Origin of the sequence: Mycoplasma sp. 332 (assembly GCF_052378275.1) — a bacterium.
In the GTDB taxonomy this organism is placed as follows: Bacteria; Bacillota_I; Bacilli_A; order Mycoplasmatales; family Metamycoplasmataceae; genus Metamycoplasma.
This window is the reverse complement of sequence record NZ_CP198998.1, coordinates 1-23,502: the sequence shown is the minus strand read 5'-3', so window position 1 is coordinate 23,502 and position 23,502 is coordinate 1. Positions and strand designations below refer to the sequence as shown.

Here is a 23,502-nt window from a genome sequence, read left to right as displayed (position 1 = left end):
AAAGCAAGTAGGAGATAAATTTACACAAAATTTACTACACTACCAATTTTTCCTGATTACTGGTTTAATTTTTAAGTCTTAAAAATAAATTTGATATCATAGGTTTAATAAACATTTTTAAACTATAAAAGTGTTGCGATTTGATTGAAAATTAATAAGAAAAAAACCAGCCAAAAAGGCTAGTTTTAATTTTGCAGATAAAATTATAAATTGTAATGTAATTCGACAATTTCTTTCAAGGTTTCAAGAGGTAATGCACCGGTCTCTAATAATAAATTCAAAAATTCCTTAATGTTTTCCTTATTTGATACAAATTCTTCCCTTGAAAGGCCTTTTGACTTACGAACTCTGTCATATAGTTTCAACATTGCTTCTTTACCTGAATTATACGATGTTGCTTGTCCGGGTAGATTTAAATAACGTTTTGATTCTGATGTAATATCACCAATTCCTAATGCTGAGTTAGCATGTAGGAATTTTCTTATGTCATTAATTGAAGCGCCGGCTGGTAAATCATCAGTACCTTTAATATCTCCATGATATGCAGTATCAACAGCACGTCTCATGTTACGCAATTGAGCTTCATTTAAAGCACCAAAATATTGCAACATATTAGCTAATTCAACGGCTTTCAAAGTATGCAATTTATCATCATCGATTTTGTTTTTTGAAACAACTAAATTTCAATACACGCCACCATGTAGTTCCTTCATTCCTTTAATTTCTTCGTTAGTTACATATTGTGGTCTTGTCGCTTTAACAAAACTTGTAATTCCTTTTGCTGATTTGAAGCTAACAGGTAGAGCGTAATAATCTTCATTTTCAAAGTCAGGCGTTCCATATAAACCTGCCTCGATTCCAAATCATTCCATAAATAAAGCTCAACCTTCCTTGTATGAAGTATAGTTAAAAATGTCTCCTATCGTTAGCCCATCAACAGTTTTTAGAAATTTTTGCGCATAGTATATTTGATTGTGATGTCCCATAACACTTTCGTGATTAGCAAATGAAGTTACTGACCATTTTGGCAAGCCAAAATAAGGGTCCGCATTAAATGTAAATGCACCAAATCCGTCTTTTTCAACCTTAGCTCTTCCGTTATATGCACCGACACCTGAACTTAAACGAGTTGAATATTCATATGTAGTAATTCCATATCTCGGCACTTGTTTAGGGAAATAAGAATATCCTTCGTTAATAGTAGTGTCTCTAAATTGATTATAACCTTTAAAAGCTTCTAAAGCTCCGTAATAAAACTGGTCATTTGTAATTGAACCATATTTAGAATTTTGACCTTTTAAGAATTCATAACCTAAAGTCTTTAAATTTTTAATAGCATCTTGTAATTTTGGGTCTTTTTCTAATTCATTCTTCTTTTCTTGCGTGTAATATGAGGAATTTTCGCGGCCAAAAAAGAACTGTTCTTGGTTTAATCATTTATAAAACTCAGGCAAATTAATATTCCCATTTGCATCTCTTATTTCAAGCACGACATCCTTAACCTCTTGTGGGCCAACACCATCAGAATCATACTTAATAGTTGGGGTTCATGGCTCGTTCTCATTTCCGGTAATTAATCTGGCGACTGCTTTTGCAGTTAATTCCATGTTCTTAACAGCTGTCTTAGTTGTTTCATAACCCGAATTAAATACGTCCTGTGCAGAATCATTTGAAGTTGTAGCAAATTTTAAAATACCATCATATATCTTTTTACCAGTTGTATTTTTCTCATCACCAGGAATACTTGATAAACCAACATTTTTAGCATCAAGATCTTTTTCAGTTAAACCAAGCCCGTAAATTGAAACAACTTTTTTACTTGAATTATCAAAAATTTCAATAGTATTTTCTAATTCGTTAACTGCATTTGATTTAAACACCTTAAGCTCTTCTAAATTTTCGCCTAAGCCAGTAGTTGATGCTTTGTAATATTCAGTTGCATAAAATTTATGGAATGCCTTAGTTTTTTCATCAAGAATTTTATTAGAATCAATTATCTCAATAACAGACTTTGATTCTTGTGTTCCTTTTGCAAACTCTAGCAATTCTTTTGAATAATGTCTTGATAAAATGATATTAACATTGTTTTTAATAACAACTTTTGATAAAACAATATTAGCTTGCATTCCTTCGTTTAAGTTTCTTTGCATCTTTTCGGCTCTATCGCCAGTTATTCTTAAAATAGTTTTATAAAATGAATTAACTGGGTAAGCTGATGTTGGTCCACCTTCATAAAATGCACCTGCTAGTCGCCCTTGTGAAGCATAGACGGTTTGTGCGATTTCCCAATCATATTTCAATCCACTTGCTCAGGCTGTTGTAGTTACATTGAGATTATTAGAGTTAATTTTTGAAAATGAATCAATTCATTTTTGATAGTATTTAACAATCTTGTCAACATCTTCTTTTTCAGGATAGAATATATCAATATTTGCCGCCAAATCATCTAATTCTCTCTGAAACTTATCATATGAAAGAACAATATATCTAGCTGTATGTTTGTAATTATTATCATAATACTTAGCATCACCATGTTGGGCGATTTTAGCTAAATAAGGCAATATTGCATTATCAATGTTTACTTTGTATTCTAACTCAAGATTTCTAATTTCGCTAGCAAGGGTTTTGATTTCTTTAGCAATTTTTGTGGCTTGTTCACTCTTTTTATCATTCAATTCATTATACTTTGTGTTTAAATCTTTTAGTTTGGTATTCTTTTCCTCAATATTATTTTTTGTATCAACATTTGCCTCAACTGCCTTTGCCTCAGCATTTGTTAATTCGCTTTCTAGTTTCTTGTTTTCATTAATTGTTTTTCTAAATAAAGCATTTTGAGCAGCAAAAGGGATTACAGTAAAAATCACAGGAGCTGCAACTAAGGTGCCAACAACCGAAGTTATTATTAATGCTTTTTTGTTTTTTTGAGTCATATATATTATTTAAAATCCTTTTATTATATGTCTAATTTAAAAATATAAATCCAATGTTTAGTAGTTCCTGCCAAAAATTGCAGGTACCTTAATTTTAAATGAAAAAGCATAAAAATATTTATCTTTGATACTATACAGAGTTTTAGTTTCACTACAAGAAAGGAAAATTAAAAACATCTAGACTAGCTAGATGTTTTTTAAAAAAAGAATAATTAAATCTCTTATAGTTTGTAATGTAATTCTACAATTTCCTTTAAAGTTTCAAGAGGCAATCCACCTGTTTCTAACATTAGATTTAATAGTTCTTTAATGTTTGCCTTATCTTCGACAGTAACAAAATCTTTTCTTGAAAGTCCCTTTGATTGACGTACTCTATCATATAGCTTCAACATAGCTTCTTTACCAGCATTATATGATGTTGCTTGTCCGGGTAGGTTTAGATAACGTTTTGATTCTGATGTAATATCACCAATTCCTAATGCTGAGTTAGCATGTAGGAAGTTTCTAACATCTTGAATTGATGCACCGGCAGGTAAATCTTCTTTTCCTTCAATTCTTCCATGGTATGCAGGATCGACAGCACGTCTCATGTTACGTAATTGAGCTTCATTTAAAGCACCAAAATATTGTAACATATTAGCTAATTCAACAGCTCTTAGAGTGTGTTCTTCATCGCTTGAGTTATTTTTGCCTTCTGATGCAACTAAACTTCAATAAACACCACCATGTAATTCCTTCATTCCTTTAATTTCTGCAGCAGTTACAGCTGATTCATCTTGCGATATTGCTGAAGAAACAAAGCTTGTAATTCCATTTGAATGTTTAAAACTTACTGGGAAAGCGTAATAGTCTTCGCTGTCAAAGTCAGGAGTTCCGTATAGTCCTGATTCAATTCCGAATCATTCCATAAATAAAGCTCAACCTTCTGCATATGAAGTGTAATCAAAGATATTTCCAACAGTTAATCCATCAATAGTTTTTAAAAACTCTTTAGCGTAATAGATTTGGTTGTGGTGTCCCATAACACTTTCGTGGTTAGCAAAAGAAGTTACTGATCATTTTGGTAAGCTGTAGTATGGATCAACATTAAATGTAAATGCACCAAATCCATCTTTTTCAACTTGTGCATTACCATTATATGCGCCAACACCTTCTTCAGCACGTCTTTTATATTCATATGAAGTGATTCCGTATCTTGGGACACTCTTAGGGAAATATGAATATCCATGATCAATTGTAGTATCTCTAAATTCATGGTAACCCTTGAATGCTTCTAGTGCTCCATAGTAGAATTGTTCATTTGTAATCGAACCATATTTGTTGTGATTTGTCTTTAAGAAGTCATATCCTAATCTTTTTAGATTTTTTCTTGCATCCTCTAATTTAGGATCTTTTGCTAAATCTTGTTTTTTAGCTTCTGTGTAATATGAAGCATCTTCACGACCAAAGAAGAATTGTTCTTGGTTTAATCACTTGTAGAAATCAGAAATATTAATTTCACCATTAGCATCTCTAATTTTTAATTTAACTTCTTCAACTGGATTTGGTCCAAGACCATCAGCATCATACTTAATTGTTGGAGCTCATACACCTTTGTCTTTTCCAGTAATTAATTTAGCAACTGCAGCGGCTGTCAATTTCATATTTTTAGCAGCTGTTGTCGTTGTTTCATAACCTGAATTAAACACATCTTGGGCTGTATCATCTGTAGTAGTAGAGAATTTTAAGATACCACTATAAACCTTATCTCCATTTGTTACACCTGGTTTTCCTACGATAGAATTTAAACCAACATTCTTAGCATTTAGGTCTTTTTCGGTTAAACCAACACCATAAACTGTTTTAACATCATTGCCATCAAATACTTCAACGTGATTTTCTTTTTCGTTGATTTTATTTCTTTTATATAGTTTTAATTCATCTAGATTTTCACCCAAACCTGATTTAGAAGCCTTGTAATATTCATCAGCATAGAATTTGTGGAATTTCACTAATTCTGGGCTTGATTTAGCTAATTCTGTATTTTTTGCAATAAGGTCAGTAACTTTTATTTCCTCGTCAGATCCATTTAAAAATTCTGTCAATTGTTCTTGGTAAAAATTAGATAAAATTGATCTTACATTATTTTTGATAACCACTTTTGATAAAACAACATCAGATTCAATTCCTTCTTTAAGATTCTTTTGAACCTTTGGAGCTCTCGCATTATCAATTGCACTAATTGTGTCATAAAAAGCATTGATAGGATATGCTGAAGATAGACCTCATTCTAATCAAACACCAAGTAAACGGCTTTCTGATGCATAAACTGTTTTAGCTATTTCTCATTCATATTTTAATCCGCTTACTCATGCTGTTGAGGCAGTGTTTAGGTTTCTTGAATTAATTTTCGAAAATGTATTAATTCAATCTTGATAGAACTTAATAATTTCTTGAGCATTTTCCTTGCTTGGATAATTTATATCTAAATCATCTCTAGAAGCAAGTTTTGCTAAATCTCTTTGAAATTTTTTGTATGACAATACTACATATTCGGCTGTATTTTTTAAGGTACCTTCGTAGTATCTCAAATCACCTTCTTCAGCAATTTTTGCTAATATAGGTAAAATTTTAGATTCAATATTTTCTTGATATTGATCGTCAAGTTGAGCACGTTCTGCTTCAGCATTTCTAATTTCTTGTTCTAATTTTGCTTTAGTTGTTTCATCAGCTTTTTGGCTTTTTTGTGTTAAGTCTGCAATTTGAGCATCCTTAGCATCGATTTTAGCTTTTAAAGCCTTATTTGCTTCATCTTCAACAGCTGCTTTCTTAGCTTCTACATATTCTTTCTCATATCTTTGATTCTTTTGAGTTTCTCTTTTAAATCATGAAATTTGAGCGCCATATGGAATTATTGTAACTACTGTAGGTACTAAAACAATACCGCCTACAATACCACTAATAATTAGGGCTTTTTTTGTTTTTGGAGTCATATATATACTTATCCTTAAATTTAGTTTATTAATTTATCATTTAATAAAATTTTTTACCTTTTGATAAAGTTTAAAAAATAAAGATTTGTGTGTCCACAATAGATACACATTTTTTATTATATTACATTTGCCTTTAGTTTACATAATTAGAGGAAAAAATGGACCAAAAAAAGTCAAATCTCAATCTTTTTAAGATATTTTATAATTTAACACCTCAATCAATCGAAATGATTTAGCATCATTTGTTTTATTATAAAATTTATATAAGTAAAAATATATTTTTTTATTATAGAGGTAATGTATGGAAAATCAAAAAAAAGTAATATTAACAGTAATTGATGGTTTGGGTCTTAGAAATGAAAGACAAGGAAATGCTTTTGCACAGGCTTATCATCCAATATTTGATTATTTGTTTGCAATGTGTCCTAATTCTGTTTTGCAAGCATCCGGAGAATATGTAGGCCTTCCAAAAGGTCAAATTGGGAATTCAGAAGTCGGCCATCTAAACATCGGGGCAGGAAGAATTGTATATACTGGTTTATCATTGATTAATAGAGCAATAGAGACTGGTGATTTTAAAAAAAACGAAGTAATAAATAAATTAATTGATAATTCAATAGCAAACAATACCACTTTGCATTTAATGGGCTTGCTAAGTAATGGCGGTGTACATTCATTAGATAACCATTTATTTGAAATTATAAAACTTGCCAACCACAAGGGACTTAAAAAAGTTTCAATTCATATTTTTGGTGATGGTCGAGATGTTAAGCCACAATCAATTAATGATTCATTGATAATACTTAAAAAATTATCGGAAGATTTCAATTATCCGATTTCAAGCATTTCAGGGCGCTTTTATGCTATGGACCGTGACCAAATATTCGAAAGAAATGAATTGGCACTTGAAGCGATTCTTGGTAAATCGCCCATCAAGTATAAAGATATTAATAAGTATATAAACGAACAATATAATCAAGGAATTTATGATGAGTTTTTCTACCCTGCACAAAACCAAAATGGCTTATTTTTAAAAGAAAATGATAATGTTTTTTTCTTTAATTTTAGACCAGATCGTGCTAGACAACTTAGTCATCTAATTTTAGATAGCAAACTATATGAATATAAACCTAAAAACAAAACAAAACCAAATCTCTTTGCTTCTTTAATGAAATATGAGGGTATTAATTCCTTAGTCGCATTTAAAGAAATGCAAGTAGATAACCCGCTTGGAGAAGTGTTAGCCACCAATAATCTAAAACAATTAAGATTAGCAGAGACTCAAAAATATGCGCATGTGACCTTCTTTATGGATGGTGGAAAAGAAGTTATTTATAAAAATGAAGATAGAATTTTAGTAAATAGTATCAAAGCTGCAAGCTTTGCTGATTATCCTCATATGTCAGCTAAAGAAATAACTGACGAATTGCTTGAAAAAATTAATGATTATGACTTTGTTATCATGAATTATGCTAATCCAGATATGGTGGGACATACTGGAAATTTACAAGCAACAATAAAAGCAATTGAGTTTCTAGATGAACAATTTGAACGAATTCTTAAATTCGTGATAGCTAATCGTGATAAAGTAACATGATTCATAACTGCTGATCATGGAAATGCCGAAATAACTGAGGATGAAAATAATAAACCTGCAACAAAACATACAACAAGTCCGGTTTTATTTGTTTCAACTGATAAAAATATTGAATTAAAAAATGGGGCGCTTTGTGATGTTGCACCCACAATTCTTGAATATTTAAATATTCAGAAACCAAAGGAAATGACAGGGCAATCATTGCTAAAGAAGTTTTAATTAAATTTATAAAAGTAATATAAGTGTTAATTCTTAATCAAATTGCAATATTTTTTATAGTTAAAAATTCTTATTAAACTTATGATATCAAATTTATTTTTTAAGACCTAAAAATTTAAACCAGTAATCAGGAAAATTAGCAAAGTGTGACACTTTGCTATTATTTTTTTGTCAATCTATATATTTTGAAAAAAATTAAATAGTAATATATTTCTAAATTAACCTTACGGCCCTTATTTTTTAAATTTATTTTTTAAGCTTTATTCATATTTGGATTGGTTAATTGTGTTTTTAAACATTGTTTTTAAGTGACTCGTTTCTTGTTTTAAATCCGATGTATTTAATTTAAATTTTTCTAAATTTCTAATCAAGTAATTAAACTTGTTCGTAAATGTCGAAACTACTGACTTATGCGTTACGACTATCAAACTCAATTTATAAGCCAAATCGTCTCAAATGTCAAGATTTTTACCTAATTAAAAATCTTTTGTGAGTTAAAGTTAGATAAATCACTACTTGCTTTGTAATGATTTTCCGGAGTTTTAAAAAAATATTCACCACCTGAGTTCATACAAAATAAAACTTTTATTTTCTTTGAAAAATTAACTCTATTGCCGTCAGTATCAACTGGAGCATAATATTCGTTTAGGTACTTAACTGCACCAAAATGAGTTTTGTTTTTAAAATGATAATCAACATACCAACCAGGATCGCCTTCAGTTATTTTTCTAAAACAGTTTTTATCGCTATTTCTTTTTAATTTCGGAGATATAGAATTAAAGTAATATATTAATTGGTCTTCAATTTTACTAATTTCTGTTCAATGTTTTATATTCTTTATTTTAAAGCATATGGGATAATTTGATTGAGCAGTTTTAAAAGATTTTTCAACACTACTATTTATTACATAATAAAATATTGTTTCTAAAACCGTGTTATTTAAAATATTTTTTAACGTTTCTTTTAGCTTCTTTTCTAGTCGCTTTGTGCAAGTGCTCTATTGCATACCCCCCCTTTTTTTAAAGTACGTCTGTAAAGAGTTTTTAAAGACATTATTGAACTCTTTGTTCTATAATAAAATGCCATAGTAACATTTCTGGTTCCATCTGTAGGTTGATCAAAAACAAAAGAACTAAAATCTCTGATTTTTTTCAATTTTAGAATCTTCAAGATCATCGCTAAACTTTTGTCTATTTTTATTTCCTTTATTTTTGTGTGAGACATTAAATGTCCCACTAAAATTTATAAATTTTTTAATTTTAGAAACTGTAAAACGGCTAACTTCGTGTTTTATGGCGATTTGGTTTATTTTTATTTTTTCATTAGTTATATCGATATAAATGCCTTTTCTTTTTTTCTTAAAATCTGTTAAATTCTGGATTTCTATTTTTTTATATTTCCCGTTACCTCCTATAGTGATTTTAAACTATAGAATGTTGCAAAATAATTGAGAATTTACATGATCAAAACACGTTTTCGATATGTCAATATCTAAAGAAATTTATTATAATTATAATACCATGAATAATGCAAAGAAAACTTTAAATGCATTTTCTTTCCCAAATCCTCTTTTAATAAGATTGAGAGAGAGAGAGAGAGAGAGAGAGAGAGAGCAGACTCTTAATAAATAATTTAACATTAAATTAACACCTAACTATTAGGTGTATTTTTGCGTATTTTCATGGAGAAGGCAAATATATGACACAAAACAAAATAAATATAGATAGTATAACAATTAGAAATTTATTTCAAAATGCTTCTAAAGAACATAATTTTTTAATACCTGAATATCAAAGACCATATTCATGAGGAGAAGAACAAACCGAAAAATTATTCAGTGATTTATGAGAATTTTACAAAATTATACTTAAAGAGCCAAATTCAAAAGAACAGTATTTTTTAGGTTCAATTGTTTTCTTTGAAAACGAAAATGGAAAATGAGAAATTATCGACGGACAACAACGTATAACGACCATTTTTCTACTTTTAAGAGCAATTCTTAAAAAATGTGAGAACACTAATAGTGAAAATACTAAAAATTTAGCAAAAGAAATTGAAGAATGTATTTGACATATTTCAAATGATTATAAAAAAATAATTGATAGAAATTCAATGTCCATTCAAAATGTTTCAGTAATGCAAAGTAATTTAGAAGATTTTGAGAATATCATCAAAAGTGGTGAATATAACAAAAAAAGTAAAAGTAATTATTCAAAAAACTATGCAAAATTAATAGAGTTGATTGAAGAAAAAGCAAAAAATGAAATTGAGGGGATATTTAACTTTTTTAATACCATATTAGAAAAAACCCTTATCTTAACTGTATCTTCGCAATCTCAACAATCTGCTATGACGGTTTTTGAAACTCTTAATAATAGAGGGGTTCCTCTTTCTGATGCCGATATTTTTAAGGCTAAGATATATAACCTATTAAAAGACAAAAATGAAAAAGATAAATTCATAGAACAATGAAAAGAATTAGAATATGATTGTGTTTCAATGAATAAGACATTAAATGATATTTTTTCATACTATATGTTCTATTTAAGGGCAGAAGAAGGAGATATCGACAGTACCACACCAGGAATAAGAAAATACATATTAAAATATCTAGAACAAAATAACATTGATGATATTTTTAACAAAATGATAGAAACTATTAAAAATATTATTTCATTTCTAAAAATGGTGAATAACTTAAATGAAGAAAAAGACTTAAACTCGAAGATTAAACAACAACTAGATATTATTTTTTCTTTCTCTAATGATTTTGGTAAATACCCAGCTTTAATATATTATTTAAAAAATAAAGACAAAATTGATAATGATGATACAAGTGAATATCTTGAGTTATTAATAAAATTAAGAAATAGAATTGTCACAAGATATTTAGTAATTCCTTCAATAAACGATATTAAACACGGCATTTTGTTACTAAATAAAAGCATAATAAAAGGCCATGAGTTTGATTTTTCTAAATTAGAAAAAAAAGATTCAGATGATGTGATGGAAAAAATCAAAAGTCCAAATGTAAAAATCATAAGCATGATTATAAAAATGTTTGAATATTCACAAAACGATCAAGAAGAGATGGATATATTGCCAGCCAAATGAGAAATAGAACATATTTTACCTAAATCTCATGCACAATTCGATAAAGAAAATAAAGAATTATATGAACAAATTGGAAACATAATTCCTTTAGACAAAAGGCGTAATATTAGAGCTTCTGATGATTGATTTAAGTCTAAAAAAGAGATATATAAAAAGGCGACAAAATTTAGATCTGCAATACAAATCTCACAACTTGAAAATGATTATTGAACAATAAATGATATCAAGAAAAGAAATGACGGATTAGTTAAAAAATTTAAAGAAATAACAAAGGATTAATATGAATGATGATATTTATAAAAGAACATTACAAAATATAGAAAAATACATTGAAAAATAAACATAATTAATAGGAGAAATATGAATAATAAAATAAAACTTTATTTTGGTTTATCATTACCCTTTGCCATATTAGCATATATATTGTACTTGGTTTCGACTGGATATTATTATGTGGTAAAAGATGTAGATTTTTCTTTTTTATCAATATCCATACCAAAAGTATATCCAGACGGAGCAGGAATAACGATATTACTATTTGCAATTTTATTTAATATTGGTTCATTTATCTTAGCTATTTTATTAACATTAGAATTAAAGAAAATTGATTCGATGAAGATAAAAAACAAATATATTCTCTCAAAAATATTTGTATTCACCACACCTTTTTTATCAATATTATTTCTATTGCTTATAGCTTTCTTTGGTATTTTTGTTTTTGCGATATATTTATCAGCCAAAAATCGCACCAAATTAGCGAAAGAAAAATTAAAACTGTTACAAGAAAAAATTAGATTAATAAAAGATGAATCTTTAAGAAAAAAACTAGAAGCCGATGCAGGAAAATCTTATGGGTCTAATATATTTAATGAAACAAAAATGAAGCAAGAATTAAAAGTTATCGAAAAAATAGTAGATGATGAATTAAGAAGACAAAACAATAATGTTTGATAGTATGGTCAAAAAATTACATTGGTTTAACTGGTGTAATTTTTTCATTAGAGAATTAATAAATTACGAATAATTTAAAACCATAAAGTATCATAATTTTAAGTTCTATAAATTGCTGTTAATTCTTAATCAAATTGCAACATTTTTATAGTTTAAAAATGTTTATTAAATTTATGATATCAAATTTATTTTTTAAGCTTTATTCATATTTTGATTGGTTGGTAAACAAAATTTTTTAAACCCACTTTTGCGGACAATAAAATAAAATTAAAAATCTACTTAAAGTATTCAGATAGGTCATTATCCACTTGTTTAATTGTGTCTTTAAACATTGTTTTTAAGTGGTTCATTTCTTCTTTTAAACCTGATGTATTTAATTTAAATCTTTCTAAATTTCTAATCAAGTAATTAAACTTGTCCATAAATGTCGAAACTACTGACTTATGCATTACAACTATCAAACTCAATTTTATAAGCCAAATCGTCTCAAATGTCAAGATTTTTACCTAATTAAAATCCTTTGTGAGTTAAAGTTAGATAAATCATTGCTTGCTTTGTAACGATTTTCTGGAGTTTTTAAAAAATATTCACAACTTGAGTTCATACAAAATAAAACTTTTATTTTCTTTGAAAAATTAACTCTATTGCCGTTAGTATCAACTGGGGCATAATATTCGTCTGTGCCTGAATGAGTTTTGTTTTTAAAATGATAATCAACATACCAACCAGGATCGCCTTCAGTTATTTTTCTAAAATAATTTTTATCGCTATTTCTTTTTTAATTTCGGAGATATAGAATTAAAGTAATATATTAATTGGTCTTCAATTTTACTAATTTCTGTTCAATGTTTTATATTCTTTATTTTAAGAAGCATATGGGATAATTTAATTGAGCAGTTTTAAAAGGCTTTTCAACACTACTATTTATTGCATAATAAAATATTGTTTCTGGGGGGCGTGTTATTTAAAATATTTTTTAACGTTTCTTTTAGCTTCTTTTCTAGTTGCTTTATGTGAGTGCTCTATTGCATAGTTCCTTTTTTTAAGGGTGCGTCTGTAAAGAGTTTTTAAAGACATTATTGAACCCTTTGTTCTATAATAAATTGCCATAGTAACATTTCTAGTTCTATCAGTAGGTTGATCAAAAATAAAAGAACTAAAATCTCTGATTTTTTCAATTTTAGAATCTACAAGATCATCACTAAACTTTTGTTTATATTTATTTCCCTTATTTTTGTGCGAGACATTAAATGTCCTGTCAAAATTTATAGATTTTTTAATTTTAAAAACTGTAAAACGGCTAACTTCGTGCTTTATGGCCATTTGGTTTATTTTTAATTTTTTCATTAGTTATATCGGTATAAATATCTTTTCTTTTTTTATCAAAATCTGTTAAATTCTGGATTTCTATTTTTTTCATATTTCACATTACCTCCTATAATGATTTTAAACTATAGGATGTTGCAAAATAATTGAGAATTGCAATGTAGCAAAATAATTGAGAATCCACATAATTAATGAAAAAAGCGCTATTTTTTTTTTTTTTTTGGTTATATAATTAAAAAAATACTAAATTGAAAGGAAAAAAATGAAAAAAAGCAATTTACTTTTTTTAGGATTTTTGCCTGTTTTGGCAACACCAGTTATAGCTCTATCATGTGCAAACCCATCTAACCCTGGTCCCAAAAAACCAGAACATATTGATGAACCAGGCCCCGACAAGCCTGGCGATCAAGGGAACCCTGAAAATAAGCCAAAAGAAAAACAAGCCGATAAACATGAGACACCAGATAATACTACTCCTCCAATAGTGAATCCCCAAAAGCTCGGTGAAGGAAAGAAAGAAGATGATAATATATCAAATGATAAAAATGCCATTATAAAAAAATTTGAAGAGTTACGTACCTATTATTATGAAATGAGACAAGAAAAACTTGAAAAGATTAAATTTTTATATTATGATTTAATGACTAGACATCAAGGAATATATCTACTAACTAGAGAAAAAGTAATTCAAGATAACTTAGAAATTTTCTTCTTTGATATTTTGGGTCATGAAATTGATGAAAAAATTAATAGCAGATTTTCGAAACTTGAAGAAGAAAAAAATATGCATAAAGATGTTGATGAAGAACTTCTTAAAAAAATAAAAGAACTTATAACGGAATTTTCCAAAGAAAAAGGTGATAAGTTAATTGAAGAATTTTCAGAAAAAGCAAGAGCTGAAGCAAAAAAAATATTAGCTAATATTCTTGCAAAGCAGGAAGAATTATATAAAAAACTAACTGAGCTCCTAGAAAAAATAACGCATTCACAGACAAAAGAATATTGAAAGGCAAAAATCAAAGAACTTTATACAGAATTGGCACTAACAGATGAATTATTGCAACAATTAAAATAAAATCATTGAATCACAAAAAAAGTAAATTAAATAATAAAAAAGCAGCCTTGTTAATTTTAAAAAAGGTTGCTTTTAAAGTATTTAATAATTACTCATAATGGCTAAATTTCGTTAAATTGCAACAAAAATGAGCCACCTAACATATATAGTAAAATGTTATAGGTGGTCTTATTATGCATGAAATAGAATTAAACTATTTTCAATTAAATAGAAAACGAAAATTAGATGTTATAACTACATATTCTAATTTAACAAATAAGCAATTATCCTTAAAAGCAAAATGTTCAATATCAACCATAAAAAGATTAAAACAAAAATTAAGAAATGCTAAATTATGCAAAAAAGAGGTTAACTTAGCGCATGGTAATCAATGAGGCGATAGAAAAAAGATTTACAGTAATGATTTAATTATCAATTATGGGAAAAAATACGAAAGTGAAAAATTAATTGCTGGAACAAAAAATAGTTCTTGTAATTCATATATGTCTTACCGTTTGTTTTATGAGAGAATAGCTAATGTAAAAATATCATATAGTCAATTAACAAAAAGACTTACACAAAGCGGATTTCTAAGTGCTTTTGCTCATAAAAATACAATAAAAAGAAAAAACTTTTGTCAAAAAATATATACCTTATAAACCAAATATTTTGCCTAAAGAAAAGATTGCAAAACCAACCATAATCTCAAAAAGAAAATCAGTAAATACGAGATACCGAAAGTAATAATTAGCGATAATAGAATGAATTTTCATAATAGCCTTGAATCTAGCGCTATTTTGTATAATGCAGTCACAAAATTAGCTGCTGAATTTATAACAACATCAGTATCTAATGAAAAACCACATATATAAAGTTTTTGAAGAATTGCACATAATAAAATTCCAATATTCTTAAAAGATAGAAATATCGAAACAAACCAAGACGCTAATAAATATAGACACGAAATTATTGCAATGCTTAATAATATAAAAACAAGAAAATCAATTACCGATTCTGAAAAAAAATGAATTTAGAAAACCAAACAGTGCAATTCTTGAAGCTTATTTTGGTTTGCCAATTAAAAGACAAATTTTTAATGGAATTGTAATATCAAAAAATAAAAGTCACATCAAAAAATGATGCAACTTTTATGATTGGTGCAGATCAACAATACTATTTTCACATAAACAATAAAAGATATAAAGCTTTTGAATTAAATGAAAATGACATTCAAATGTATGAGAAAATAGCATATAGTAAAAAGCTTCCTCTTGAAATATCGGTGGTTAAAAAAAATTGTGAAACATCAAGAAGCCCGGATATTACTACAATCAAATGTTATCTAAAAAAAACAGAAATTTTAGAATCTTTTGTTAAAACTGGTCTTATTTCACAAAGAGAAATAGATTTAATGCGATCAATTAATGAAGATTTAGAAAAAAATAAGAAGAGATATAAATAAAATTGTAATTTTATAATAAATTATTCTATTCCTAAACTAGAGATATTTTTTTATTAGAAATTATGCAAAATGTATAATTAAACAAATTCAAAATATCGGTGGCTCATTTTTTCACGCTAATTAATGTGAATTTACAAATATTGTTAAAAAAAATAATAAAAAGTTTATAATTATAAAGCAATATATAGTGTTGCCACCATAGCCAAATGGCCAAGGCATAGGTCTGCAACACCTTGATTACCGGTTCGAATCCGGTTGGTGGCTCCATTTAATGCGCCCGTAGCTCAATTGGATAGAGTGTTTGGTTACGGCCCAAGAGGTTGCGGGTTCGACTCCTGCCGGGCGCGCCATTTCAATAAAATGACCAAAAAAACGCGAATGCGTTTTTTTATTTATTTCATTAGATAAAATTAAATTGTGAATAAAATACAATTAATTCACAACTACTTAATTTTAGGAGTACTTAAAAATGAAAGATCAAATGAAAGATAAATTTAAAAATGTTATAGTTAAGACACCAGCTTCTTCAATGACAATGGGAATAACATCGGCTCCTGAATTAGGGAAGCCAATTTATAGTCTAGCTCTAATTCAACACGAAAAATATATTGATGCTTTAAAAAGCTGCGGCGTAAATGTTACCATTTGTCCAAAAAATGAAGATTTTCCTGACTCATGTTTTGTTGAAGACACAGCTGTAATTGTTACAGGAGAAATTGCAATATTATCTAATCCTGGTGCAGCATCACGTAATGGCGAAAAATATGAAATGCTGACATATCTAGAAAAATTCTTTGACAAAGACCACATTTTTAAAATCGAAGCCCCTGGAACGCTTGATGGTGGTGATGTTATGATGGTTAAAGATACTTATTACGTTGGTATGTCTGATAGAACAAACCGCGAAGGTATTCGACAATTTCATAATATTTTAGCTAGTGTAGGAAAAAAATGCATTCCAGTTCCTATGACAGAAATGCTACATCTAAAGACTGGCGTTAATTATCTAGAACATAATAATCTGTTAATTTCTGGGGAATTCATACACTACCCAACATTTAAAGAATTTAATCAAATTATTGTTGATAAAAGCGAAGCATATGCTGCTAATTGCATTTGAGTTAATGAGACAGTGATTGTACCAGAAGGATATCCACATACTCTAAAAGCAATTCAAGATTTAGGAATTTACAGGGTTATTACTTGTGATACATCTGAATATAAAAAATTAGATGGCGGACTAAGCTGCTTATCGTTAAGATTTTAAAACACTAAACTGGGTTCAACCCCAGTTTCTTAATGTTTTAAATATAAAATAAAGCAATGAAAATTATTGCTACATATATATCAAAACATAATTTATATGTTTAATAGGTACTTCTTTATATTAAATAAAGTGATCAAAATGTATTAAAATAAAAAATAAAAGCATGCTTGTGGGTTGCATGCTAATATATTTTTTTTATGAAATATAATTTAATTATAAAGCATATATTTTTTTTATTAATAACTTTGATTAAAAACAATTTAAAAACTCAAAAAAGAGCTTTTTATAGTCATTTACACCAATATTTTCAGGTCTAGACATTGGATGAATATTCAATCTCTTTAATATTAATAAAACAGTGCTTTTATTATATTTTAATATCAAATTATTAATTAATGTTTTTCTCTTGAATTGAAAACATAATTTTAAAAAATCTAAAAAGGGCGATAATTCAAAATCTATATTATCAGCAAAATCAATTCTTACAACCATCGAATCAACCTTTGGGCTGGGATTAAAATCAGAAGGTTTTGCAACAATAACCTTTGAAACATTAGCAATACTTTGAAGCGCAACGCTTAATTTAGAATAGGTTTTTGAATTAGGCTTTGCAATTAATCTATCCCCCACTTCTTTTTGCACCATTATAACAGCATGTTTGACATATTTATAATTATCAATTAATTTAAATATAATGGGAGATGTAATATTATAAGGAATATTACCGACAACGACTTTTTTAAATTTTGAGACCAAATCAGCATCTAAAAAATCTTTATTTAAAAACTTAATATTTTTTGATACTTCCTTGTTAATTCATATATCATATAAATCTTTATCTAATTCATATGCTTCAAGACTTTTTACCTTATCAATCAGCAAATTTGTAATCGCCCCCAAACCAGGCCCAATTTCAATAACGTTTTCATTTTCCACGTCAGCTGATTCAACAATTTTTTGTTGAATTTTTTTATTAATTAAAAAATTTTGCCCAAAACTTTTTTTAGCCCTTATTTGCATTTTCTATATACCAAAAACCTTTCTAACATTTAGTCTTACCTGCTTTACAAGTAACTCCTCATCTATACCCTTAAGATTGGCAATAAATTGGTATGTATATTTGACATATGGACTAATATTTGGTTTACCGCGCATCGGTGTTGGCGCTAAATATGGTGTATCTGTTTCACACAAAATTCTATCAATAGGAATATTAATAACAGCTTCTTGTAAAGCTCTTGCGTTTTTAAATGTTACTACGCCAGAAATTGAATAATATATATTTTTATAAGGCAATGTTTTCTTAACAAAATCAAGATCCCCACTAAAGGAATGAAAAATAATATTTATATCATTAAATTCAGAATTCTTAATTATTTCAAAAGCATCGTCTAAGGCATCACGAACATGAAGCATTGCAGAAATGCCATGTTTTCTAGCTACATTTAATTGTGAAATAAAACTTTCCTTCTGAATTTCTTTACTTGGAGAATTATCATAATGATAATCAAGTCCAATTTCACCAATAGCAATAACATCATCATTGATGATAGACTCAATAAAATTGCCATCGCTACTTCCAACTGCTTCAGTAGGATGAATCCCAATAATTGGGTGTAAAAATTCTTTATCTTTTTTGCATAAATTAATAACTTCAACTGAATCGTTTTTCGAAGTGCCTACAATAAAAAGCTTTTCCATATCTTGCTTCTTTCAATCTAAAATAACACTATATGGTTCATCATAATATTCCTTAAAAGGATGAGTATGGACGTCTACGTATTTCATTTTATTTTATAACTCCTCCAATAATTGTTTAAAAATTAAAAATATTTTCTCTTTTCATACACTTTTTTTAGTAATATAAAAATTTTCATTTTTATGCAAGAAGTCTGACACTACCTTTATAACAGCAATTCTTATTCCTAATAAATTAGCGCAATGTATTAAAGCACAAGCCTCCATATCTAAGATCCCAATATTTTCAAAATTATCCTTAATTTTTTCAATATCATTTTTAGAAAAAAACTTATCAGCAGACAATAAATCAGTGTTTTTTAGACCTAAAATGCTATTAATTTCCTTAGATAAAATGGAATTTGTCATAAACTTGTATTGATTATTAGGTAATTGGCCTAGCTTGTAATTCGGTAATTTAGTCAGATCAACATCAAAATAATATGAATTTTCAATGATAAAAGCATCACCAACATTAACATCTAAAATGCAACCCGCCGGCCCAATATTAACAATCTTTTCAACCTGATAATCTTTTTCTTTTAACTTAGCAATGCTTTGTGTTAAGCCAAATGAGGAATTAACCTTACCAACACCGCAATACAATAATGCAAATTCTTTTTTTGAATAATTTGATAAGCACAAATGTAAGCTTGTATTCTCATTTTCAAATAAATTATCTTCTAAAAAGAAAATATTATTTAAAATATCTATCTCACCTTTTTCAGCAACAACAAATAGGCTAATTTTTTTCATTTTATTTCCTTATAATATAATAATTTATAATAAAAAATTCTTGGGAATTCCAAGAACTTATTATACATATGAATTAAGCTACTAAACCGTATTTTTTTAAAGTTCTAGCATTTTTTGCTGTTACTCTAACAGTTTTCTTTGTGCCATTTTCAGTTAAAACAGTTACTTTTTGCAAGTTAAGGTCAAATGTTCTTTTTGAGGTATTCAAAGCATGTGATCTCTTGTTTCCACTCAATGGTTTTTGACCTGTTAATTGATCTCTTCCTGGCATTATTATCTCCTTAATTTTGTAAAACAGTATCTTTAATATTTTATATTAAATTAATTTTTTTTTTAATTTTTGTTCATATTCACATTTAGAAAATAAATTAGATAAACTAAATTACCTGTTTTTGTCATTTTTAGAGACGCTTATTTTACAATATTACTTTAACAACACTTTAAAGTTAATAATTATTTTTTTAAGTAATATGAAAATTTTATTTTATTATAATTTTACACAGTTAATTATGGAGGTATATTATATGCTAGAAGAAAAAAATAAACTTAGCAAAAACAATACTATTAACTTAATTTTTGGCATTTTTGTGGGACTAACATCACTGGGTTTTTTGATCCTTAATATTCTTTCGTACAAAGAAAAGGACAATTTTGACAATGAAATACCAACTTTATATTTAGTTTTTAAACGTTTTTCATCATTATTTTATTTTACCTATTTATCAAACTTTTTATTAGCTGCAACCCTAATTTCAGTGGCACTAAAACCAGAAAATGAAAAAGCAAAACAAATGTTTTTTATCTCTGTTGTATTAATTACAGTTACTTTTTTAATTTATTGAACCTTAATCTCATATCGAAGGGAAACATGAGAAAACTGAGTTAATGCAATCAAATCCCTAACAACTCATGCAATTAATCCTACCCTTGGTTTTATTGGTTTATTTCTAATTAAAAAACAAATAAAAATAACTTTTAAAACAATTTTAACAGCAATGCTAATTTTGTTTGGATACTTCATGTTTGCATTTATCTTGTACTTTGCAACATTTAATAAAATTAAGGAAAATCATGGTGTTATTATTTATACATTTCTAGATTTTAAAAATCCTTTCTTTTATAAAGGAAATAATAAAGGAATAATTATTGTTTTAGATATATTAATTTTCGCTTTAGGATTTGTTATTCCAATTGCCCTATGTGCTTTTTGAAAGGCAGTATATAGAATTAAATACATAAGCCGCAAAAATAAAAATCTTCAACAATCAAAATGCATAAATATTTCTGAAAATAAGTAGAAATTATTTAATTAAATTTTTAAAAACCAACTTCCGTTGGTTTTTAATTTTTGTTACTTATTAGGCCGTTATTCATTAATCGCTTCTCTTATTAAATAGATTTGATCATCAATTCAAACTGTGTCGCCTACTCTAATAGTAGCATTCCGGCCTTTAGGGATTCTATCGTTTATTTTTACTTTGTGAAATGACAAAAATATTTTAGCCATTCCGCCAGTGCGACAAAGGTTTATTTTTTTGAGAAATTGACCTAATTTAATTTCACTTCCGTAAATTTCAATTTTCATTAAAAACCTCTTTGCGGTGTAATTAAATGATAAAGTTTAGGATTTGATTGTGATGTTATAACAATTCGCATCTTATCAGCAGTGAATGATAGCTTTATCTCATCATCAAAACTTTGAATAGCATCTTTTAAAAATTTTGAATTCAACGCTAATTTAAGCTCACTATCATTATAGCTAAATTTTTGTGTCTTAATCTCGGCATTAGCTATCTCATCACGTGTGGATGATATTGTTAAAATATTGTCATTAATATGTAATCTAATCTTATTATAATTTTCTGAAATAATAACCGATGCCTTGTTTAATAAACTATTTAGCTCCTTTTTAGTAATGATCAATTCATAAGCGAATGATTTCGGAATAATTCTAGATACGTCAATATAAACTTGGTCAACGACTTTTGATTCGATCACTGTTCCGTCTAACTCAAATAATATTTTTTGATCTGAAATATTCAAAATAACATCACCACTATAATCAAAATTCAAAACATCTTTTAAATTCTTAGCAAGTATTGATATATTAAAATTAACATCATCAGCAATCTCGGCAATTTCTTCAGCATAACGGTATTTGTCGGTTGCAACTAATTTAAACTGGTTATTTTGAGCAGATATATTGATACAACATAAAATAATATTTGTTTCAAGTGTCGAAGCTGAAACAGAAACATTTTTTACCATATTTTTCAGTTTTTGTCAACTAATTTTAACTTGATCACCATAAACAGAAAAATCAATAACTGGATATTCAAAAAGATTATATAAATTGATTGAAAAACGTTCGTTTTCAGTGATTAATTCAAGAGTATTTTCCTTTGATTTCAAAATAATATCGTTATCTAACTTTTTGACTATGTTTCTAAATAATGAAAGATCAACAAGAATTTTGCCGGGAAGAATAATTTCAGCATCAAGCGATACATTTATGTCGTGTTTAATGCTGATTGATCCGTTTGATCCAATTAATGTAATTTTATTTCCTTCAGCACTAAGTAATATGCCTTTTAATTCTGGCATAAAAGGATTGGCATCTATTGCTTTTGCCACCCTTTCGATAGCAGCATCTAATAAAAGTTTATTAATCTTTAATTCCATGAAATCTTACTCCTTAAATTGTTATATTACTTTTTTTAATGTATTTTGAATTTTTTCAATAGCAGTTTTTATAGCAGAATTACTTTGTAAATTAGCATCAACTCAGTTCAAAGAAGCAATAACAGTAGAGTGTGCTTGATCCCCGACAATCTTTCCTATTTCCTTCAAAGTAAAATCAAAATTATGTTTCAATAAATAAATAACTATTTTTCGAGGCATTACAACTTCTTTAACTCTTGTTGGGCTAGATATTTTCTTTTTATCAATACCATAGTATTTACTTACTGTTTCAATAATTTTTTCAGGGGTTATTGTTTCAGCAGCTTTTGTGACATTTTTAAATATATTTTGAATTGTCCTTAAATCATATGTAAAGAAATCATCACCATCAGCAAATAATTTGATGCGACTTATTGCTCCTTCAAGCGCTCTAATTGATGAAGAAAAGTTTCTTGCTATATATCTAAATGATTCCTCTTCTCATAAATCAGGGTTTACATCATTCTCTTTAAGTTTAAATTTTAAAATGCTAATAACATCCTCAACACTTAAATCATTAATTTCAGTTATTAGACCGCCCTCAAATCTTGTCAGGAATCTTTGCTCAAAGCCGCCAAGTTGGTTCGGTTGCTTATCAGCACAGAAAATAATTTGATTTTTTTGTGTCTTCATTGTGTTAATAATATTAAATAAAACATTTAAGGTACTTTCTTTATTACCGTATTGTTGGACATCATCAAACATTAAACAATCATAAGAAGTCAGTTCGTCAACAATTTTATTAATTTGCTCTTGATTTCTTGATTTAAGTTGTTCCACTAACTTTCGGGTTAGATTGTCCGGATTGATGTATAAACATGTTTTATTTTTCTTCTTAAATTCATTGCCAATAGCATGTAATAAATGTGTCTTACCTAACCCGCTACTCGAATAAATGAACAAGGGATTAAAACTATCGTTATATTCATTACAAATTTGTTTAACCGCCTTAAAAGTTATCTTGTTAAAGTTGCCAATAAAATAATTGCTAAACGTTAAATCATTTTTAACATTAGTTATCTTTTCAGAATTAATGAACTTATGAGCTTCCTCATTATCAATGATCTTTTTTATTTCATTTATAGATGAAATCAAAACAACTACTAATTTTTTTTCTAGTGTATTAATTACTGCTCGTTGAATAGTTTGAAGATATGTTTGTTTAACATAATCAATAATATATGTTGGTGCTAAAATATAAGCATTATTTTCATCGGTACTAATTAGTTGAAGACGAGAAAAAAAAGTTTCATAAACCATTTCATCGCTAGAGTTATTTTTAAGTTCATTTTGAAGTATTTTATTCTCTACATTTAGATTCAATTGAGCTTCTTGGTATTTCATATAAATATAAATTATATTTTAAATTGATGCAAAACTATTTTTTTTAATTAAA

20 protein-coding genes and 2 tRNA genes are annotated in these 23,502 nt (G+C 27.7%); 10 read left to right on the top strand and 12 right to left on the bottom strand.

Translation table 4 applies throughout. The annotated features are described in order from the left end of the window. Window positions 1-203: 203 nt before the first annotated feature. Together ACT1UH_RS00110 and ACT1UH_RS00105 are read right to left on the bottom strand one after the other, a co-directional pair. Window positions 204-2,930, bottom strand: coding sequence for a DUF885 family protein (locus tag ACT1UH_RS00110; protein WP_444704988.1), 2,727 nt, complete (start codon window positions 2,928-2,930; stop codon window positions 204-206). A gap of 221 nt (window positions 2,931-3,151) precedes the next feature. Then, complete coding sequence (locus ACT1UH_RS00105; RefSeq protein WP_444704987.1) at window positions 3,152-5,902, bottom strand: DUF885 family protein; 2,751 nt, start codon at window positions 5,900-5,902, stop codon at window positions 3,152-3,154. A gap of 301 nt (window positions 5,903-6,203) precedes the next feature. Between ACT1UH_RS00105 and gpmI the strand changes: the two genes are divergently transcribed. Beyond that, window positions 6,204-7,718: a 2,3-bisphosphoglycerate-independent phosphoglycerate mutase gene (gene gpmI, locus ACT1UH_RS00100; RefSeq protein WP_444704986.1), complete on the top strand. Its 1,515-nt coding sequence runs from the start codon at window positions 6,204-6,206 to the stop codon at window positions 7,716-7,718. Window positions 7,719-8,693: 975 nt separating this feature from the next. On the opposite strand, the gene ACT1UH_RS00095 is transcribed toward gpmI, so the two are convergent. Beyond that, a complete protein-coding gene (locus tag ACT1UH_RS00095; protein WP_444704985.1) occupies window positions 8,694-8,942 on the bottom strand; it encodes a hypothetical protein in 249 nt (82 codons plus the stop codon). Window positions 8,943-9,416: 474 nt separating this feature from the next. Here ACT1UH_RS00095 and ACT1UH_RS00090 point away from each other — a divergent pair, with 474 nt between their 5' ends. Both ACT1UH_RS00090 and ACT1UH_RS00085 read left to right on the top strand, forming a co-directional pair. Beyond that, entirely contained in the window at window positions 9,417-11,111 is a 1,695-nt protein-coding gene (locus ACT1UH_RS00090; RefSeq protein ID WP_444704984.1) for a DUF262 domain-containing protein, read from the top strand. Window positions 11,112-11,192: 81 nt separating this feature from the next. Next, window positions 11,193-11,786 carry a hypothetical protein gene (locus ACT1UH_RS00085; RefSeq protein WP_444704983.1) on the top strand — a complete coding sequence of 198 codons (594 nt, stop codon included), beginning with the start codon at window positions 11,193-11,195 and terminating at the stop codon, window positions 11,784-11,786. A gap of 272 nt (window positions 11,787-12,058) precedes the next feature. On the opposite strand, the gene ACT1UH_RS00080 is transcribed toward ACT1UH_RS00085, so the two are convergent. Next, window positions 12,059-12,232: a hypothetical protein gene (locus tag ACT1UH_RS00080; RefSeq protein ID WP_444704982.1), complete on the bottom strand. Its 174-nt coding sequence runs from the start codon at window positions 12,230-12,232 to the stop codon at window positions 12,059-12,061. 511 nt (window positions 12,233-12,743) lie between these two features. Further along, window positions 12,744-13,106, bottom strand: a complete 363-nt coding sequence (locus tag ACT1UH_RS00075) for a hypothetical protein (RefSeq protein ID WP_444704981.1) — start codon at window positions 13,104-13,106, stop codon at window positions 12,744-12,746. A 265-nt stretch (window positions 13,107-13,371) separates the two neighbouring features. Here ACT1UH_RS00075 and ACT1UH_RS00070 point away from each other — a divergent pair, with 265 nt between their 5' ends. The 6 genes from ACT1UH_RS00070 (at window position 13,372) to ACT1UH_RS00045 (ending at window position 16,892) form a co-directional block, all read left to right on the top strand. After that, window positions 13,372-14,184, top strand: a complete 813-nt coding sequence (locus ACT1UH_RS00070; RefSeq protein ID WP_444704980.1) for a hypothetical protein — start codon at window positions 13,372-13,374, stop codon at window positions 14,182-14,184. Window positions 14,185-14,357: 173 nt separating this feature from the next. Then, a complete protein-coding gene (locus tag ACT1UH_RS00065) occupies window positions 14,358-14,822 on the top strand; it encodes a hypothetical protein (RefSeq protein ID WP_444704979.1) in 465 nt (154 codons plus the stop codon). A gap of 491 nt (window positions 14,823-15,313) precedes the next feature. Then, a complete protein-coding gene (locus ACT1UH_RS00060; protein WP_444704978.1) occupies window positions 15,314-15,625 on the top strand; it encodes a hypothetical protein in 312 nt (103 codons plus the stop codon). A gap of 192 nt (window positions 15,626-15,817) precedes the next feature. Then, window positions 15,818-15,892 (top strand) — tRNA-Cys (locus ACT1UH_RS00055). A gap of 6 nt (window positions 15,893-15,898) precedes the next feature. Further along, a tRNA-Arg gene (locus ACT1UH_RS00050) sits at window positions 15,899-15,975 on the top strand. Between the two features lie 119 nt (window positions 15,976-16,094). Continuing rightward, a complete protein-coding gene (locus tag ACT1UH_RS00045) occupies window positions 16,095-16,892 on the top strand; it encodes a dimethylarginine dimethylaminohydrolase family protein (protein ID WP_438340594.1) in 798 nt (265 codons plus the stop codon). A 249-nt stretch (window positions 16,893-17,141) separates the two neighbouring features. On the opposite strand, the gene rsmA is transcribed toward ACT1UH_RS00045, so the two are convergent. From rsmA to rpmB, 4 genes are all read right to left on the bottom strand, one after another. Next, window positions 17,142-17,912 carry a 16S rRNA (adenine(1518)-N(6)/adenine(1519)-N(6))-dimethyltransferase RsmA gene (gene rsmA / locus ACT1UH_RS00040; protein WP_444704977.1) on the bottom strand — a complete coding sequence of 257 codons (771 nt, stop codon included), beginning with the start codon at window positions 17,910-17,912 and terminating at the stop codon, window positions 17,142-17,144. A 3-nt stretch (window positions 17,913-17,915) separates the two neighbouring features. After that, the gene (locus ACT1UH_RS00035; RefSeq protein ID WP_444704976.1) at window positions 17,916-18,680 is read right to left on the bottom strand and encodes a TatD family hydrolase; all 765 of its coding nucleotides are present in this window, start codon (window positions 18,678-18,680) and stop codon (window positions 17,916-17,918) included. Between the two features lie 6 nt (window positions 18,681-18,686). Next, complete coding sequence (locus ACT1UH_RS00030; protein ID WP_444704975.1) at window positions 18,687-19,385, bottom strand: 5'-methylthioadenosine/S-adenosylhomocysteine nucleosidase family protein; 699 nt, start codon at window positions 19,383-19,385, stop codon at window positions 18,687-18,689. Between the two features lie 73 nt (window positions 19,386-19,458). Next, window positions 19,459-19,656, bottom strand: a complete 198-nt coding sequence (gene rpmB, locus ACT1UH_RS00025; RefSeq protein WP_438340590.1) for a 50S ribosomal protein L28 — start codon at window positions 19,654-19,656, stop codon at window positions 19,459-19,461. A gap of 253 nt (window positions 19,657-19,909) precedes the next feature. On the opposite strand from rpmB, the gene ACT1UH_RS00020 reads away from it, so the two are divergent. Continuing rightward, entirely contained in the window at window positions 19,910-20,683 is a 774-nt protein-coding gene (locus ACT1UH_RS00020; protein ID WP_444704974.1) for an MAGa3780 family membrane protein, read from the top strand. A 68-nt stretch (window positions 20,684-20,751) separates the two neighbouring features. Here the strand turns inward: ACT1UH_RS00020 and ACT1UH_RS00015 are convergent, their stop codons facing one another. From ACT1UH_RS00015 to dnaA, 3 genes are read right to left on the bottom strand one after another with little or no spacing between them, the layout of a single operon-like run. Continuing rightward, complete coding sequence (locus ACT1UH_RS00015) at window positions 20,752-20,970, bottom strand: RNA-binding S4 domain-containing protein (protein WP_438340588.1); 219 nt, start codon at window positions 20,968-20,970, stop codon at window positions 20,752-20,754. Continuing rightward, window positions 20,970-22,067, bottom strand: a complete 1,098-nt coding sequence (gene dnaN, locus ACT1UH_RS00010; RefSeq protein ID WP_438340587.1) for a DNA polymerase III subunit beta — start codon at window positions 22,065-22,067, stop codon at window positions 20,970-20,972. Before dnaN ends, ACT1UH_RS00015 begins: the two co-directional genes overlap by 1 nt. 21 nt (window positions 22,068-22,088) lie before the next feature. Then, window positions 22,089-23,450, bottom strand: coding sequence for a chromosomal replication initiator protein DnaA (gene dnaA, locus ACT1UH_RS00005; protein WP_438340586.1), 1,362 nt, complete (start codon window positions 23,448-23,450; stop codon window positions 22,089-22,091). Window positions 23,451-23,502 lie beyond the last annotated feature (52 nt).